Annotated in this window: 1 protein-coding gene (only partly in view); it reads left to right on the plus strand. The window is 38.0% G+C overall.

Translation table 11 applies throughout. From position 1 onward, the window contains the following. A protein-coding gene (locus LBD46_02065) for a hypothetical protein (protein ID MDR2425959.1) crosses the window boundary here: on the plus strand, positions 1-19,150 show its 5' portion. It continues 13,766 nt past the right edge of the window; the window shows 19,150 of its 32,916 coding nt (coding positions 1-19,150); it begins with the start codon at positions 1-3; its stop codon lies off the right edge, out of view.

Genomic DNA, 19,150 nt, shown 5'->3' on the forward strand with positions numbered 1-19,150 from the left:
ATGAAATCCTTTGGCAATGAAGTTAAACGAATGCTTCAAAAATCAAGGTCGGTGACCTTAAGTTTTAAAAAATGGTTTTCGTCATTAAACGCTGTAAAGATAACTGCGTTAATTACGTTAAATTGTTTTCTTCTTACAGGTGTTTACGGGCAGTCGGTAGCCGCAATATCTGAAAATATCCGCGCGGCTGAATCCTTTAATCAAATCTTTGGCGATTTTAACTTATCTTACTCTCAAGGCAAAATAACCTCTGCTTTTTACGGCGCAAGTGATACAGTAGTAATAAGCGTTCAAGATTTGCATGCTCACCCTGAAGTGCAAAAAAATATAAGCAAAATAATAGAGACGTTTGACAAAGAGTTTGGCGTAAAGAACGTTTACCTTGAAGGCGCTTACGGCAATGTTGACACTTCTTGGCTTTTGTCTGTTAAAGATAAAACTCTTAGAGAAAAAGTTTTAGGGGAAATGCTTTTAAGCGGGCGTCTTACTGGAGCGGAATATTATTCGGCTTTGAGCGGCAGAACCGATATTATAAAAGGTTTGGAAAACAGAGAAGAATATTTTGCTAATTTGCAGAGATTTGGGCAAATACTTGAAATGCAGCCCGACACTAAAATGGTTTTAGATGCAATAGATAAAGATATCGCCTCTTTAAAAACGTTATATTATAGTAGAAGTCAAAAGAAACTTGACGAATTGTCAAAACAATATTTGAGCGGAAATATCAGCGCAAAAAAATATTTTACACTTTTGTATAAACATACCGATAAACTCGGCATAGATGTATATAAATATGAAAATATTGATACTTATAAAGAACTTTTACAGCAAGAAAAAGAATTGAACTATAAAAGAGTGACGGACGAGTTAAGCGCTTTTATAGTGAAAATCAAAGAGATTTTACCGTATTCTGCATATAAACTGCTTCTTAGCAAAACAAATAATTTTTCCGATATGGAAGCTCTTTACGTTTCGCTTATAAAAATATCTAAAGAATATAAGTTAAATTTAAATTTAATTTATCCACAGCTTGCAAAATTTTTATCTTATATAGAATTAAGTCAAAAAATTAATCCATTACAGCTTATAAAAGAAGAACAAAAACTTTTAGACGAAATAAACGAGAGATTTTCACAAAATGACAGCCAAAGGGAAATAGTATTTTTAACGGGCTTTATTAAGTATCTTAAAGATTTCCTTTCAAGCAAAATAACCGCAGACGATTATGCCTATTACGAAGCCAATAAAGATGAGTTTGATGCTTTGTGGATTAAATATATAGATAGAAACACAGTGTCTTTGATTGAAGAAAATAAAAATATAGCTGAAAATTTTTACAGGGTGAATTTAGATAGAAATAAATATTTTTTTGACAGTATAGAAGGCATAAAAGAAACTGGAAGATTTGATAATATATCTGTAAATGGAAGCGACGATTCAGAAAAAGTAGTAGACAGCCTACGCAAAGCCAAAAACATATATATTGTAATAACAGGCGGTTTCCATACGGAGTCCGTTTCTAATTATCTTTATAACCACAGCATATCAAATATAGTTATAACGCCTAATATTTCAGGCGGCGTGCAGTTTGCCGAAGATAAATATTATCAAATAGCCAAAGAACAGAGCAAAATTTTATTTCAGGCTTTGGCCACTTTGAATGCTTCCCAGCAGCCGCAAACTGAAAAACTTGGTATTATAGCGGCGTCTTTGATGAATGCGTTAGAGCAAAATAGACAGCAGACTGAACAACAATTACAAGATATAATAAACAGCGATAAACAGTTTGAAAGCATGACTTTTGAGATTGGTCAATCTGAAAATGGAACAATGCTTTTATCTTTTGCTAAAGACGGAAAAAGGACGCGGCTTATATATGATGTAAACAGTAAGGACGCCTCGTTTTCAAGCGTTGAGCAAGATATTTCAGACAGCCGGCAAATATCGGTTTCAACCAGAAATCTTGTAATAGCAGCAACTGTCGGCATTGCCATTATAGCTGTCGCGGTTACAGCGCTTTTTGCTTCCCTATTTGTCGCTCCGCCTATGTTTGAGCCGATTATAAAAATAGCGTCGTTGGTAGTTTCGCCCTTAATAATTACGGCAGTTTATGCGCAATATGAAAAAATAATAATAAATCGATTGTCGGAATCTGGCGTCGCTGACCCCGTCGAAAATGTGATAGAACAGATTAAAGACAAGTTATCTGATAGAACGAAGCAGCGTTTGAACAAATTAGGCTTAAAGATAGAATTAGCCAAATCTGTCGAAAAAGGCAAAGCGCTGGAACTTTCAGGTGATACTATTTACATAAGTCCGCTTATTGCAGGATATCTGATTAAATATCCAATTTTCTGTGAGATTTTTGTCAGGCATGAGGCAAGGCATAAGGAACAAGCAAATAAAAACGGGTTTATACACAAATATTATTTGCTTGAAGAATTTGTAGTTTCTTTGGGAAATTTGCCGAGCATTATAAATATATTTAATGACAGACGGGTTGAGGCCAAAAAAGAGCATCCGGCGGAACTTGAAAAGCAGATAGAAGCAGAGATATATAAATATAAACCCAATGAAGAGACGGCAAAAGCTTTAAGAGAAGCAAAAGACCCTGATGATTTACTTATAACTTCTTACAATAATTATCAACGCAACCGTATTAAAGGTTATTCAGACAGCAGCCTTTTTACCGTAAGACAGCAGGCTTTGCCTAAACTTCTGTTGAAGTTTAATCAAATAATACAGCTTGGCATGGGAAAAGGAAAACAGGGCGGTATTCAACTTGCGGCTTTGCAGTTTTTAGCCGATAGCGACAAAAATCCCGGCTCAAAAAACAGGCTTATAACTACTACAAAAGGCGACGGACTTGCAATAAGAGACGCAGGAGCTTTGGCCGAGCTTATGAAATCTGAAGAAATGAAAACATTTATAGAGAACAATAACATAAATCCTATTGTCGGCATTTTTACGCAAAGAGGAGAATATTTTACTATAGATGGAACAAAAGATAAAAGCGGAGAGTATGTAAAAACTATATATAGCTCTTTCAGAGAATTTCAAGAAGCGACAAATGGGACAGTTATGTTCGGCACGCCTCAAGGGTTAAATTCTTTGGCTATAAGTCACCAGATAAATAACCGTTCGGTGAATTGGCATATAATAATGGACGAGGTAGACTCCGCTTTAATTCAAGGAGGTATGACTCCATTAATTATTTCAGGTAAAAACAGAAGGCAAAATGCGCAGTTAAATATTGATATAGCACTCGCCGCTGATAAGCTGGCAAAAGAAATGATTGATGCAGCAGGAACACAAAAAGGCACAATCAAGTATGAAGTTGACGGCGACAGCGTCCGTTTATTGCCTAGTTTTTCCGAGCAGGATTACGCCGCTTACAATGAAGCAAAAGAAGCTCTGAAAGCCAGAGGGGTAATTGTTATAGCAGGCTCGGTTCCTCAAGGAGTGCGTTCGCGTATAAGTGAAGAGATGTTTAATTTTAGATTTAGGCAAGCCGTTCAATCGGCTTTAAGAGCGAACTTAAAAGCTAAGGCCGGAGAAAGCGGGCGATATGTTGTGGTTAACGGCGAACTCATGTTAGCCGATAAAGATACCGGCGAGGCCTTGCCAGGACAGCAGGAATCTTTTGAATCTTTAGCCGTAGCGATAGCCAATGGTATGGAACCTGAAGCTCAGACATTAGTTGAAGACCAAATTTCGCTTTTTTATACTTTGAAATATTTGACAGGCAATAACTTTGAAAGATTTACGGGAACTTCGGGAACGGCAATAAATAAAAGCGATTACATAAGCCAGACTACAGGCAAAGACGTTTTAGATATGGATACCGATACTATACAAGGAGCTAATGCAGGTTCTGTTCTATTGAAAGACCATTCCGCAGTGGCTTCGGCTATTGCAAAAATATCCTCTGCTTTGCATCGCAAGATAGTTATCGGAACTAAGCAAGGCTCTTCACACCCCGTCGCTATGCTTATAAGAACTGAAAATAAGAAAAGAGCTGAGGAAGATGCGCAAGCTATAGCAAAGTCCGACAGCAGTCGTAAAATATTTACCGCGCAAGATTTGGAAAGAGCTAGGCAAGCCTTGAATTCTGGGGATATCCATTATGCTTCCTCCAATGCTATTATAATTGTTGACGCTGATACAAAAGCTCAGCTGGGTGACGATTTGGAAAAAGTTATTCAGTCCTATATTCTTGCAGGAGCGGTAATAATACATACCAATGTTTTTGCCACAGGTTACAGTTTTAAAGGGGTAATATTTGGAATAAGCGATGGAATAACTTCTCAAATAACCAGAGAGCAAAATAACGGCAGACCTGCCAGAGGCGAATTTGAAGTAGGCTGGCATTTAGATCTTTATTCATACCAAGAATTTGAGGAGTTAAATTACGATAGAACAAATTTTATAACAGATATGCTTGCAGGAGCCGTAACGGAAGATTTTGATTATCAAATACCTGAAGTTTTAGATGAGATTACTTCTGAGCGTGTTAAAAATGCACTTGGCGGTTTAAGCAGCGATTTGCCTAAACAGGGTTTAGCCGCGCGCATAATAGCGCCGTTTATTATTAGCAAATCTAATTTAGAACATAACCCTGCGCTTAAAAAAGATATAGCAAGACTAAGAGAAATAGAATCTATCAAGGAAGCCGAAGCCAATTCTTCTGCAATAAAAATGGCAAACGATGACAGAATGTCTTATGCCAGAGAAGGGGTTGACAATCGTATAGAAATGCGAAATAGAGAAAGTTCAAGCATAGATGACTTTTTTATGCTTGAATACGCAACGACAGACCGCGTAAAAATAGCGCAGCTGCTTAAAGTAGAAGCAAAAGAAGCGAAGGAAAAAATAGAAGAGGTTTTTAACAATTGGAAAGACGAATGGCAAATAGAGAGTTTTGGCAAAATACTTAGCAAAAGAGATTATATAAATCTTGCAAGAGCAAACGCTGAGAAAGGAGAAGAGATACTTTCAGATGACGCAGCTCTTAAGTCTGGACGCTCTATGGTAGATGAAAAAAGACTTGCCGAAATAAAAGCGTTGGAAGCCGTTAAGATAGAGATTATAAACGAAAGTTCCGAATACGAACACAATGAAGGAATAATCAATTCAAATAAATGGCTTCAGTGGCTTATGCAAAGAGCAGGCATAAATACCGGCGAAATAATGGCAAGACGCTTTTATTCCGCTGAAAAGAAAAAAATAGATTCTGTAGTAAAAAAGACAGATGCAGGATACAACTTTAAACCTGTTACTGTTAAATGGTATAGCAAGATATTCAAGCTCTCTGCTTGGACAATTTTCGGACATGGCGCTTTGGGAATATTTTTACGCGTTGCAGTGGTAATTGCACCGATTTTGCCGCTTTTAGGTTTGGGGTCTATTATAGCTATTATAGCGGGAGTAGCGGCAACGTCTTCCGCACTTGTGCTGGCGCCTTTGGCTATATTCGCCGGAGCGCTATTGCTTTTATATTTTGCAAAGGTAAAATTTATAGATAAATTAAATTCATATCAATCCAAACAGGGCTACGATACGGCAGTTGTGAAATATATGTTCAAAAAAGACGGCGCCAACGCCGTAAGAGCCACAAAAGGAACGTTTAACAAAATAGCGTCAAGCCTAATAAGTACGGCTCTTATGACGTCTGTTGGACTGCTTGTTGTTGGATTATTTTCAGCTGTAGGAGGAACATTGATAGCGGTCGGAACAGTTTTTGCCTTGGGCGGGTTAGCTGTTGCCGGATTAGCTTTGTTTGTAAATAGAAAAGATTTAAAAAATATTTTCAAAGAAAATACGATAAACGAAAAGGTAAAATATTCAGGTGTGATGACAGGTGCAGCAGCCGCTTTTGCGGCGGCAGGAGTAATAAAACTTGCAAGCGCGTTGTCTTTGGCATTTTGGCCGGCTGCGATAATAGCCGTCATTGCAGCGGGGTTATTTGCTGTGTTTACCTATATTCAATACAGTGGAAAAAGTCATGTTACTAGCGCAAAATCTACAATTTTAGGTGGAATTTTAGGTGCCGCAGGCATTACAGGCGTTGTGTTAGCATTGTGGAAAGTTGCAGGAGTTCTTAGTTTAGTCAATCCCATTTTAGGAGGCATAGTATCGGCGGTTTTAGTTATAGGAATGGCAGGGTTATATGCATGGTCTAAAACAAGAGCATTGGTTGACCCTCAAGCAAAGACATCTGGCACAATATCTACGGTTTTATCTAAATTAATTTCAAATCCACTGATACTTATGCCTGTAATATCTTTTATAGCCGTAGCTATAACTGTAGTTCCGATGCTTGGTTTTGGCGGGCTTGGATTTCTGCCGATATTGCTAGGAGTAAGTCTCCCTGTATCTGCTCCCGTTTTTATCGGTGCGCTGGTGACCGCGCCTTTGATAATATTTAGAAAGCAGATAAAAACGTTCATGGCGCGCAATTATAGGATGAAAGTTTTATTAATAGAAGAAAAAATAGCGGATTTTAAGAAAAGCGTTATGCCTCAAATAGAAATTATCAATAATTATGAAAAAGAAATAAAAGATAAATATGAGCAAGAGACGGCAATATTAGCTTCTATGAGGGCGCAGGGCGAAGACGAAAGTACAATAGTCGCGCTTGAAAAAGAGATAAATGACAAATACGAAAGCGGTATTAAAGTGCTTGCAGAAAAGCAGAAAAGCGATTTGAGGCAGTCGTTTAACGCGATTATTGACGAATTAAAGAGATTTGAAGCGCCTGAAGCTACGATAGCCGAATTTACAGAATTGCTTGACGGCAACGCTATATTTGAAACAAATTTAGAACAAATAGGCGCATTAGATAAAACTCTGCTTTATCCTGGAGTTTCTTCGCTGGTTTCTTTACCGTCTTTTTTGGCGAAGCTTAGAGCGTCTGCGAAAATATTTTTTTCAAGGCGGTCAATTTCGTCTATACAAGACAGACAAAATCTCGTAAATCATATTGATGGTATCGGCAAAGAGATAGCGGAATATAAAGCCGGCCCGTCCGAACAAGCGCGCAATGCTTTAGAACAAAAAATATCCGCGCTTGCCGATATGTCAGCAAGAGAAAAACTGTTGTTTGTTTTACAAAACGAAGTGGAAAGCTATGAAAATCAAAGAGAAAATATAATCTCTTCATTGACGACGGGATATAGGCTTTCAGAAGAAAGAAAAGCATTTTTACAATATTTTGCCGTGCTTTATGGCGAAGTGGAAAGTTTCCGTCGTTTATATTTGAATTCTAAAAGTCAGGGGAAACTATCCGAAGTGGAAGCAATTTATGTCGCTTATATTAAAAACAGAATTGACGCTATCTCCGACAAAGGGGTAAGAGACGCGCTTGAAAGTATAGCATGGGCAGGCAATATAGTAGAAAAAAGCGCGATATTGCAAAATGTGAAAACGTATAACATAAAAACTGCCGCGGCGCGTTTGCATATTTTAACGACAGAAGAAATGAAAGCCGTAAGAGATTCTATAAAAGAAAGCGAAAGCGGCGCTATTAAACAGGACATAAAAGATAAATACAATATAAAAGAAGGTGATAAATTAATATCTGAACAAACTTTGATTCAGGTGGGACAAATGCGGGGAAGAGACAAAGAACGCGAAGCTGTCGCTAATATAGCATACGACGACGCTATAGACTCGGCATTCAAAAAAATCGCTTTGGGTTTGAAAAAATTTCTCGCGCCGGTTTTATCGTCAAAACGCATTTTTAAATATGTTACTTTTGGTTTTACCGCAGTTTCGGCTGTGGCTATGACGGCTTGCAGATCAGGAGACGTGGAAAAAAACATGCAAATACAAGAGACGGCTAAAGCACAAAAGGAAGAGTTGATAAATACTTTAATTGCCAACGGAATGGACGCTCAAGAAGCGAGAAGAGCTGTGGAAAATGGAGAGATACAATCATTAGAACAGTATCTTGAGCAAATTCAGGCAAATGATCCAAATGCCGTAATTACGGTTCCAAATAGATTTAAGGAAGAACTGCAATCGCGAGAAGAAGTCTTGCAGACGGGAGATGTTTCTGGTTTGCAACAACAAGCACCGCCACAAATTGCCGCTGCTGAAGAACCCGCCGCCGTGCTGGTTCAAGAAACTGAATCCGAGGAGCGCCAACCTCTTATAAGCGATGCGATTAAAGAAGATGAAGTTCCCGTAATAACCCAAGGTCAACGTGATGCCGCTCAAGCGGCGCAAGCTCGAACGCAGCAAGTACAGGAAGAGAGAAGAAATCAAACACCAGCTTCAGCCGAAGAGGGAAAAGTAAAAACCGCAACACAAGAAATAACAAGTGCAAAACCTGTTCCTATAAATCCATTTTACGCCATTGATGATAGTTATAGAGGGTTTTTGGGCAGTCAGGGCGTCGCTGCTTTAAGCAATTTGTTAAATTATATGGGACAGGGAAACGCAGACCTTCAAAAATTTTTGACGGGTCATCCTGAGGCTGCCGGAGCGGCGGCTTTTGTAGAGGCATACGTTAATCAAGCGGGCAGCGAAGGCATGAGAAACGCTTTTGATAAAATTCAAAAATTTAACGATGCTTTTTATAAATGGCGTCAGGCGGCGGCTTTGACCGACCAATTTTACAATCAGGCTCCTCTTAATCTTTCAAATATGGATTTTAGCGCTATGGATGCGACTGAAATTGTGCCTCTAGTGTCAATAATGACTCTTCTTAACACCGCTATGACTTACGTGGACCAATCTAACGGCAATAATGCAAGACTTGAGTTTAGCAATATGCGTCAGATTATAACGGACAAGGCTTACGGCAATATGAAAGTGGACGACCCTCGCAATCAGAAATTTTTATATTTTGACGGCGCAGACTTAGGAAAAGCTGACCAGCCCACATTGAGAAGTTATCTTGCGCAAAACAACAATAACGCACAGCTGGCTTTTGACCGTATAATGTTTGGTTTTCTTTTTATAAAGTTACAAGGACTTCCGGCAAACTATGTGATGAACGAAGCTCTGCGCAACGCTATGATTTCTGATTTCACTATGGATGAGGCAGTTGCCATAACCGACGAATATGGAACGATTACAGAGTGGGATTTAAGCAAATGGGAAAACAAAATTATTGACAAATACGGCAAATACGTATTTTTAGATGCTTTGTCTCAGTCGGAAAAAAATCACACAACGTCTCAAGATTGGATTAATTTGGGAAGAGTTATAACTGAAATTCCAGCAGCTTATTCAAATGTAACTTCAAACACAGAACTTATTCTTAATGCAAACGCCAGCGGAGATTTTAGGGGAAACGCAAGAGCGAACGCAAATGTTGACGTTCCTGTTTTTTCTCCTTTGTTTGCTCAAGGTGGAATAGGCAGAACGTTCCACAGTTCGTTAAAAAAGATTTTCGCTTCAGGTTTTTCAGATGCTGAAATTAACTCTTTAAAAAGCGGTTTTGAACAATATGAATTGTCTATGAACAACAGAATAGCTAAAGGCGGAAGCGTAGTTTCTTTGGAAAAAAGCGAGGCTGAGTCAAAAGGTCTTATGAATTTATACGGCGTTGAAAATGAAAATTACATTATGAGAAACGTAGAACACTCAATGATAGGAGCGGCGTTTGACGCTTATGTTATGCAAGAATACGGTGTAGCATCTTTGTCGGATGATTTAAAAAATGAATTAATAAAGATGTATATAAATGAGCTAAAATATGGGAAAAAGATAGAATTTGAAACTTGGATAAAACTTGTTGCCGATATAGAAGTTACACTGGACATTTTAGGTCAAAAAATAGAGGTTAAAGGCAAAAAACAGGGGTATTCTTATTTTCAAGAAGTAAGGGCTTTACGCGGCAAATTGACAGAACCGGCTATAAGAGTCGGATTATGGTTTAGTACTTCTAAACAAAGCGCCAAAATATTGAGAGATGCCGACAATTTCCTTTCCAATGAAGGCAAAAAAGAGCTTAAAGAATTAAACACTTTGATAAATGAGCTCCCCAATAAGTTGGACTTTCTCATATCTCAAAAAGACGCCGATTTGCTTCCAATTTTAAGAGCAAATAATTATGACGTAAAAAATTCTTTTTATGCTATATTTGTAGACAACTTTTTTATTGAACCCGCAATTGCTGCAGACGGAAGAGTAGTGGGTTGGAGCTGGGGAAACCGCAAAAACGGCACATATCTTAAATGGGGAAAAAAGCCCGCAAAAGGCGTAGAATATTTTAATAGATGGCAGCAGCTAAAATCTCGAGATGGCGCACGGCTTTTAACTTTTGACGCTTTGTTGTCTGCTATAAAAACTTCAACGGAATTTAAAGATAAACAGGTTGAAATGTCAAATAAGGATGATTTTGATATGAGACTTGCTTTTATGTCTTCTCAAGAGACTGATTTTAACGCAAGGCTCGCTGTTATTATCAGCGCTTATAGAAAGGTAAATCTCAAAGAGAATTTAAGCACAGCGATTGCCGCTAAAGACTATAATAAAATTCAAGAGCTTTTATTGCAAGCCCAGATTATAGACGCGGGTCATGGGATAAACGAAAACATTGAGTTAATAGTTCAGGTTAGAAACGATTATATTCACCCCGATACTCCTATGACTAAAGACGCTCTTATAGAATGTGTAATGGATCTGATGAAAACCAATTTACACGATGGTTATCAAAGACCTTCTTCCGGTCTTGCAAGCGCTATTTTTTCCGATTATGAAAAGACAGGTTCGGTCAGAGAAACACTTGAGAAATTTAAAAACGATATTGTTTTTGAAGCGTGGAACGAATACATAAAGGGACGTAAACCAAGCAAGTTAGATGTTATTGCTCCTATAGCAGCTTTGTTTTTGCCTAGATTGTCAGAGTATTTGAACGAACAGATTCCTGGGGTCTCTACTATTGAAAATTTATCAATTTCTGCAGGCATAAGACTTATGCCTGGGCCAAAAGCTACACCTACCGCTTTATTTAGAACTATGGTAGAGCAGAATTGGACAGATGCTGACCTTGCCGAGCTGGGAAATATGTTAGCTTCATGGCAAAATACGCAAAACAAAGACAGCGTGTTTTCTTATTATAATGACAGTTATTTCAAGAATCACTCAGGTAATAAACCGTCTGATATACAAGCTTGGATAAACAAACGAGGTGCAAACTTCATAAAACAGTATATAAGAGACCAAATCCCCGCAGAATACGGAATGTCCCAGCTAGACGATGATTTGGAGGGATTTATATTAAAAAATTATCAATTTGACGCAAACGTTGATCTAGACAGTCAAGCTCAGAATTTTTGGAAACAGCATGAAGGCGATATTTTGCTTAATATTTTGAGCCGAATAATAGAAAATAAAAACGATTACGACCAAGCGACTATAACTTCCGAAAATTTAGGAAAAAAGTATTCTGATAAGAGTCAAAAAAGAATAATAGACATAAGAAATCTGCTTGAGAGAGTTGAAACTATTAGAAAAGAAAATCCTTCTTCTTTTAAATATTATAAAGATAGCAATAAGATTAACGAGATTATAAAAAAAGCCCAAAAAGCTCTTGATGGTTATTCTTCTAACATAACCAAAATAATGACTTTAAATGGCAAAAAAACAAAAGAGTTAATAGACGCTTTAAAGAGAGAAGGAAAAACTATAAACGCTCAGGAAGCCAATCGTATTTTAGCGAAAGAGAGATATAATGTCGCAAACGCCGTAAAAGTCGCTATGGGCAGGGAATCTTCTGAAAACTCTCAGTTTAACGCTGAAGAAATAATGACTTTCTCGCGTGTTTTTATGGCTTCGCAAATATCGGAAGAGTACCAGATGTCAGATAAGCTTCGCAATGAAATGCTTAAACATTTGGCGGAAAATATCAATAAACCAGAAAATGCAGGCAAAAGTAATTGGCAGCTTGCGATGATGCTTGTCGGAGAATTTTCAAGGGATATTTCCGTTGAGGTTATGCAGCAGTATAAAGAGGGAAAAATTGTCACGTTTAAAGACGTATTCTTTCCTGCGCTTATGGCTGTTGGCAGTTTGATTCCTTTTGGCATAGGCTCTTATGTTCGTCTTGCAGCACAAAGCGCGGAGCTTTTCTTTCCCGGCATTTCTGGACAAAATCTTATAAATAAAATTAATCAGTCAGGTTATCTTATAAATGACGTCGTAAAAAGAGATATGCTAAGGCTTAATTCTTCAGGGCAATCGCAGAGACTGCGCGTTTATTCGGAAAGACAAGAAAAAAACGTTAAAGATTGGTTTAATAAAAATGAAAGAAAAAACATAAGGTCGTCATTGCAAAGCTGGATTGAAAGCGAGTTAGGAATTTCAGGCATTATTGAAATAAAGCTACCTGATAAATTGCTTGACGGATATGTTTATAACGCCAATATAGATGCCGCACAAGTCTTTAATGAATATTTAAATTCGCTTAGAAACGACATATATTTGCATGCTCTAAATGAAATTGTCAAAGAAGCTCGTACGTCGCAAAATCCAGCAATTTTTAATGCTATGATGCGAGCGAAAAAATATTTTGACGGCGTTTATCCTCAAGGTGATTATCCGCAAGCCGTCAAAGACTCTCTGCAAAAAGTCTACGAGAGAAACGATATTGTCAATAACAAACTTGAGCTGCTAAAAAGGGAACTTCTCAGATACGGCATAACAAAAGACGACCAAACTTTGATGCAGGAACTGGCAAAATATTATTACGATATAGAAGATACTGTAGAGGCTATAAAAACTTCTTCTGCCGATTCTTCGTTGCCGTCAACGACTGCGGTACCAACAGTTGCCCAGATTATCGACACACAATTACCTCAGAAGGTAACGACTCAGCCGCTGCAATCGTCAGAAACGCCTCAGGAAGCAGCTACACAACAACGATATTCTGAGTTACTTATCCAATACGGCATAGAACCTGTAGAGACAGCTGAGGTAGCAGCACCTCAGCCGCTGCAATCGTCACTAACACCTCAGGAAAGCGCCCCACTGTCAGTGAGTAGTGAGGCGGAACGCCAAATTGCTGGTTTAGAAGGTCAAATTGCTCAGTTATCTAGCGAATTACAAAAAGCACAAAAGGAACTTAATAATTTGCTGCAAAGCGCGTCAAAGCAGACAGCAGCATCTCAGCCGCAGTTGCAGCCGTCAGTAACTCCTGAGCAAAGAGTTCCGTCAACTAAGGAAGAAACAGGGATGCCTGCTGATTCTTCGTCGTCGCAAAGCGGTCAACGATATTCTGAGTTACTTATCCAATACGGCATAGAACCTGTAAAGCCAGCTGAGGTAGCAGCACCTCAGCCGCTGCAATCGTCAAAAACACCTCAGACGCCGTTGTATGACAATCAAAGAATGGATGCTTTTTTACAAGAAATGAACGCTTATAGCAATTATTTCAGTTCTCTACTTATCACAAATCAAATATCAAAATATTTTTCATCTTTAGGAAATGACCAAGATGCGCGCGAATTGTCGTATTTGCTTATTATGAGCCAGATTCTTGCAGGACAAAACCCTGATATAGAGCAGGCTTTGACGCCAGAACTTAAAAATACTTCTGTAGCGTATTTGCCGTCTTCTGCTGCAAACCAAGTAATGGCTGCATATAGAGTTTTTCTCCAAGTGGAAACTCAAGAAAATAAACTTTCAGATTTAAATTCTAAATTCCAAACATTAAGAGACTATTTAAATTTTTATCACGCTTGTTTAAACGCGGATATTTCTAACGCTATAAATTCGACTGCAACTGTTAGAGAGATTCATCTTTTAAAAGAAGCTGCAAAAGAAGTCGTAAGGATACAAAGGCAGGTTTTATTAATTCAGGCGGAAATTTCAATGCTTCAGTCGCAAGGCAGAGCGGATTATACGCGGCTTGGTAGGCTTCTTTCTCAACTAAACAACATAGCCGTTAAACAGTCCGAAGCCCAAGCTGGCGCGAAAGCAAAAGAATTATTGTCTGAAATTTCAGTTTCTGACATAACTGACACAGATCGTAGCGATGCAGTCTCTTCTCTCAATAATTTTCTTATTTCAAAGGGTTTAGCGTATGATAACACCAGCAGATATTCGTCTTTTTCAGATTCCGCTTTGAGACTTAAAATAGTAAGAGATTATGTAATTGCTAAAAAAATAAAAACATCAAAAGGCGAATTTTTTGATAAAGCGGTTTGGGCGCAGGAAGCCTCTAATAAATTTATGCGGCAAATACTGCCTGATATATTGAAACAGGAAAACACGCACTTACTATATTCTACCAGAGGTAATGTCATAGATTTTGATGGAATGCAGATGAGAGCGGCGTATTTAAGACGTTTGGCTGCGGCAGATGACACTCAAATGACACAGGCGGAAATAGACATTTTAAAAGCTGTTGATTCACGTCTTAGAACTTATATTGAAGCGCGCGCTTCAGAAATGCCCGTTATAGTAAACGTCTTAGAACAATACAATGCTGAAATTAAACAGATGCCAGCGGGATTTACGCATTTATCGCGCGAACTTCAGATGCTTATAATGAAAGATTATTATGCATTTTTTCTAGATCAATGGCTTGCTAATGGCATGAATAAAAGCTCTGTAAATCAAAATCGCATTACAACTTTGCTATACAATAAATATAAAACTGATATCATTTTTGATTTGCTTGCTTTTGAAACTCAAAAAGGTTCTGCAGCCGATAATTATTTAATTGCAAACCTAATAAAAGTTTTAGACCAAAACGCTGGACGTCGCGTAAATTCCGGTCTTGCCGCGCAGACGGGCAATAAATACGGATTTGTCCATTATACGGATTCAAATATGGAAACCGCAGTGCGTTTTGTAGATGCAATTTATAACAACAAAGCGTTTTCCGACGAAGAAAAAAACAATATTTTGCAAATAGCTCTTGCAGGAATAAGCTCGGAGGCTGAGAAAGTTGATTTTGTGTTTAGACTTTTTGACGAAGCTATCGGCTCAAATTTGTCCAGCAAAGACCGCGTAAAATTAAGGAATTATATTAGAATCATCGTGCATGCTCAGGTCAACTATGATTTTGTCGCCACAGGACGCGATGGAATAGATAGAAATCTTGGTACGATTTCTTTAAGCGGATTTACCGATTTTGTGAACTGGAGTTTAAATTTGACGGCTAGAGCAGACCTCAAGGAAATTTGGGAACATTTAAACGCAAAAGCTCAAAACGCAAGAAATGAAGAAGCTATAGACCATGGCGTAAATCAAGCTATAAGCGATGCAGTTTTTGAAGCTATTAAACAGACACTTGGCATATATTTGCCCAAAAGTTTTGAATTGTCTGACATATCTAAGGACTTGGCAAATACTATAATAGCCGCCATTCGCAGCGCTTTTGGAGCGGACGTAGATAAAGAAATAGAAGATAAAGTTCAAGCGATACTAAACAATAAAGATTTAACCGATAAACAAAAACAAGCGCAAATTCAAGCACAAATAAGCGCCGTTTTAACGGCAAAAGGGTTGGTTTCGGTAAATGGAGGAGAAAATCCACTTGTAAAATTTGCCATACAAATAGTAAACAATTGGCAAAGCGATATTTTATTTAGCGCGCTCAATACTTATGCGAAAGATGCGTATATATCGCTTGACGATTTCAAAGCAATTGCAGGAAAAATATATTCAGGTCTAAAAATAGTTTGGGAGAATTCAGGCGACCAAATGCAACAATCCATAGTAAACAATTTTGAAAAATCTTTGGACAATATCAGAACTATGAGAAAAGGTGTTATATCGGACACGGATTGGTTTAACAAGTATGAAACTTATTTCAGAACTCAATTTGCCCATTCGGACATTCCCGATACAGTTCCTGCCTATGACGAGCCTGAAGTTGTTCCTTCCGAAGATCAACAAACGGAACAAATAGATAATCAAGATCCGAACGCCCAAGTAAACGACGCCGACCTTGTAACGTTACATGACCTTATTTTAAATAATCCGTATTATCTTGCAAGATTTAACGAATGGTATTTAGGAAATCAGCAAAATCTTGCGGATTTAACGACAACGGAGCAATACAATGCTATTAGAAAAATGCTTTCTGTTGATATGCATAGAAATGGCAATATGAAGAATTTAAGCGCAAGCAGCGCACAAAAAGTTTTTGAAAGACAAGTTCAACTGTATGAAACTATAAAAAATGGTTATAGAGCTTTGTTTGCCACAAAGTACGGGCGTGATATAACCGACGCTAGTTGGGGATATGAAACTATGCGTGTTTTAAGCGCTCTTTTGTTTGACGAAAATGGCAATTTGAGAAGCAACAACTCGGCGATAAAATTACTTCAACGCGTAATTGAACTTGATAAGGTGTGGGATTTTTTAAACAATAAAGGCGGACAGCAAAGAAGAGATTTGGTAAATGATTGGTTTTACAAAACAGAAGGTTCTTGGATGGGAAAACCTTTAGAAGTGATTGTGGATGATGCAGGAAAATACGAGTGGCTAGAGGGTCTTATGTCTTTGGATATAGACGGCAACTTAACTGTTGATAAAGACATAAGTCCGCAGACTTTTATAAATATTTTTAAAAGGCAGGAGTCTTTATATTACGCTATAAAAAACAATGCGAAGTTATCCAATATGTTTAAGATGTTGACGGGATATGATATAACTTCCAGAGATTCCATAAAAGGAATTAATCTGTTGTTATTTGAAAGTAGCGGAAAAATGAAATCCCAAAATCAGATATTGGACGAATTACAGCATTTGGCAAATTCTTATTCCACATTGCACCAGTCTTGCGCAAGCATAAGCAATAATTGGTCAGTAACGCTGGCCAGAGACGGAACAATTCCTTATTTTGACGTGCAAATAACAGTAAATGGGCAGACGTATTCTACAAAAGTATATCCGTTTAACGCCGCAGGAAGAGACAGCCGTGTAGTCGAAAATACGATATTTATTTTAAAGACTTTTGAAGGTCTGGTTAAAGCCGGTTTTACAGTAAATATTGTTAATCCTAATAATGATCCCTCGCAACAATATTTTAAAATAAGTAAAGCTGGAATTAATACTTCAAACGGCCAGGCTATTTCTATGGATGCGTACCCTTTTGTCTTAGGAGGCGGACGGAATATAGATATAGTCGCAATTATGAATAAACTGTTTAATTCTATGCAGGGACTTATCAGCAAAGGGTATTCTATAGATAGAGTTATTATGGAAAACAGCATAACCAGATATGAAGTATCCACAATCGACGGAGTCAGAGGAACGCTTTTTCCTTATAAAGATGGAGTATTGGGCGTTGCCGGCGTTAAATCGCTGCAGGAGCTTCTAACGTCATTAGATTATATGAAGAATTTAAACGATTTGAGAAACGAAATAGAAAAAAGAGGACTGAGAAATTTTTATGAATTAATGTTCGGGCATAACTTACGTGGAACAGGACAAGGAGATATAGATGCGCTGGAAAAATTAATATATAAAGCGGATGGTTCCAGTTATACGCCCAGACAGGTTGCAGACAATATGGAACAAGTAAAAAAGTTGTATGGAAATATAAATGCTATAGGTAGAGCTAATCCAAGGGCCGCGCAATCTATTTTAGGCGCAAACAAACTTATAGCAGGAATTGAATACTCGCAGTGGCCTCGTTCAAGAGGGGATAATTCCGCAGCATATACGGCTCTTTCAAACGCTTTATTTCTTGCAAGCGGAGCTCAATCCGATATTTTGTTTATAACCGATATAATGAAATCTGCAGACGGGCGTTTGTCTTTTGGCGGCAGCGATTCTTCGCGTGGATTTTATCTTTTGATTTACGGCAGACCCGAATATAAGTTTTATATGTATAATAAAGTTGGAGGAGCTGCGATTAGCAGCAGTTGGGATATTCAAGGAGTCATTCAAAATGTTCTTGCTCTTGCGGCAAAAAAAGAGATGATAAAACAAATTTATACTAAAATGGGCTATGGCAGCGAATTTGTAAACGCTTTGACTTTCGGAAGAAACTTCCAAATAGAAATACAACTGCAAGATAGTTTGCTTGGCAACAGCTTATATTTGGTTTTACCAAACGGCGCTACTGTGTTTCCTTTTGACTCTGGCAGCATTATTAGCAATAGAGAATTAGGGAATGCAATATATGCTTCTTGGCTTAGGGACGAAGTTGAGACAGGCAGGCTTTTAGGCAGACAATATGGAAGTATGGACGTCGCTTTATCGGTAGACGAAGCTACTAAAGGTTCAATGGTATTTTATTATAATTCAAAAGGCGAATTTATAGGAGCAAAACCGGGTTTTGACCTGCATCCTATAGCTGTAAGCGTTGTAAAAAAACTAGGCGACGTTATGAGCAGAGAAGAGGCGCGTTTTGCAATACTTAACGCAGGTAAACTTGAAAAATTAAAATCCGATTATGTTGCTTTCCGCAGGCAAAACGGAGAGCGCAATTTTGAACTGATTGATTATTTTGATGGTAACAATTTATATTGGAGCATATTAAATTCAGTTACTGGAAGGCAATATAAAGTCAATCCTGTAAAATCAAACAAGGAAATAATGACTTTAGACGAGCTTAAACGTTCGGTAGACGACGCTCCTGCCGTGCAGAATATAATTGAATCCGCAAGAGAAAAATACGACGACGTAAAAATGGTTATTAACGGTTCGGGCAATGCAGAACTTGAAATTACTCAGGCAAACCCCGATGGCGGCATTTCTACGCAGACAAGGCTTCCTCTTTATCTTCAAAATTCAAACGGCGGAGTTTCTCTTTTGGGACTTTCTGAACAAGCCGCTCAAACTCTTACTACAAATCCCAATGAAGAAGCAGTAAAAAAAATTGAAGACATTTTTGATTCTTCAAAAAACGTAGAAAACCTTTACAATTACGCAGCCGCTCTTGGTTATAAGATAACGAGAAACCCCAGCGGAACTTGGACGTTTTCTCATATCAAATATCCTGACGTAAGACCTATTACAACAAATCCTGTGAAAAAAGATGGAGTAAATACCATAGGCATAGACACTCTTGAATCTCTTCTCAAAGCCGAGTCCTATAGGCAAAAAGCCATACAAAACGGATATACTATCATTTCTACAGACGCCGATGGCGTATCTCTTGTTGATGAAAACAGTCTTGCAATATGGGATATAACCACACCCAAGGAGTTTGGATCTTTGTCTTTCATAATCTATC

This window comes from Candidatus Endomicrobium procryptotermitis, assembly GCA_031279415.1.
Classification (GTDB): Bacteria; Elusimicrobiota; Endomicrobiia; order Endomicrobiales; family Endomicrobiaceae; genus Endomicrobium_B; species Endomicrobium_B procryptotermitis.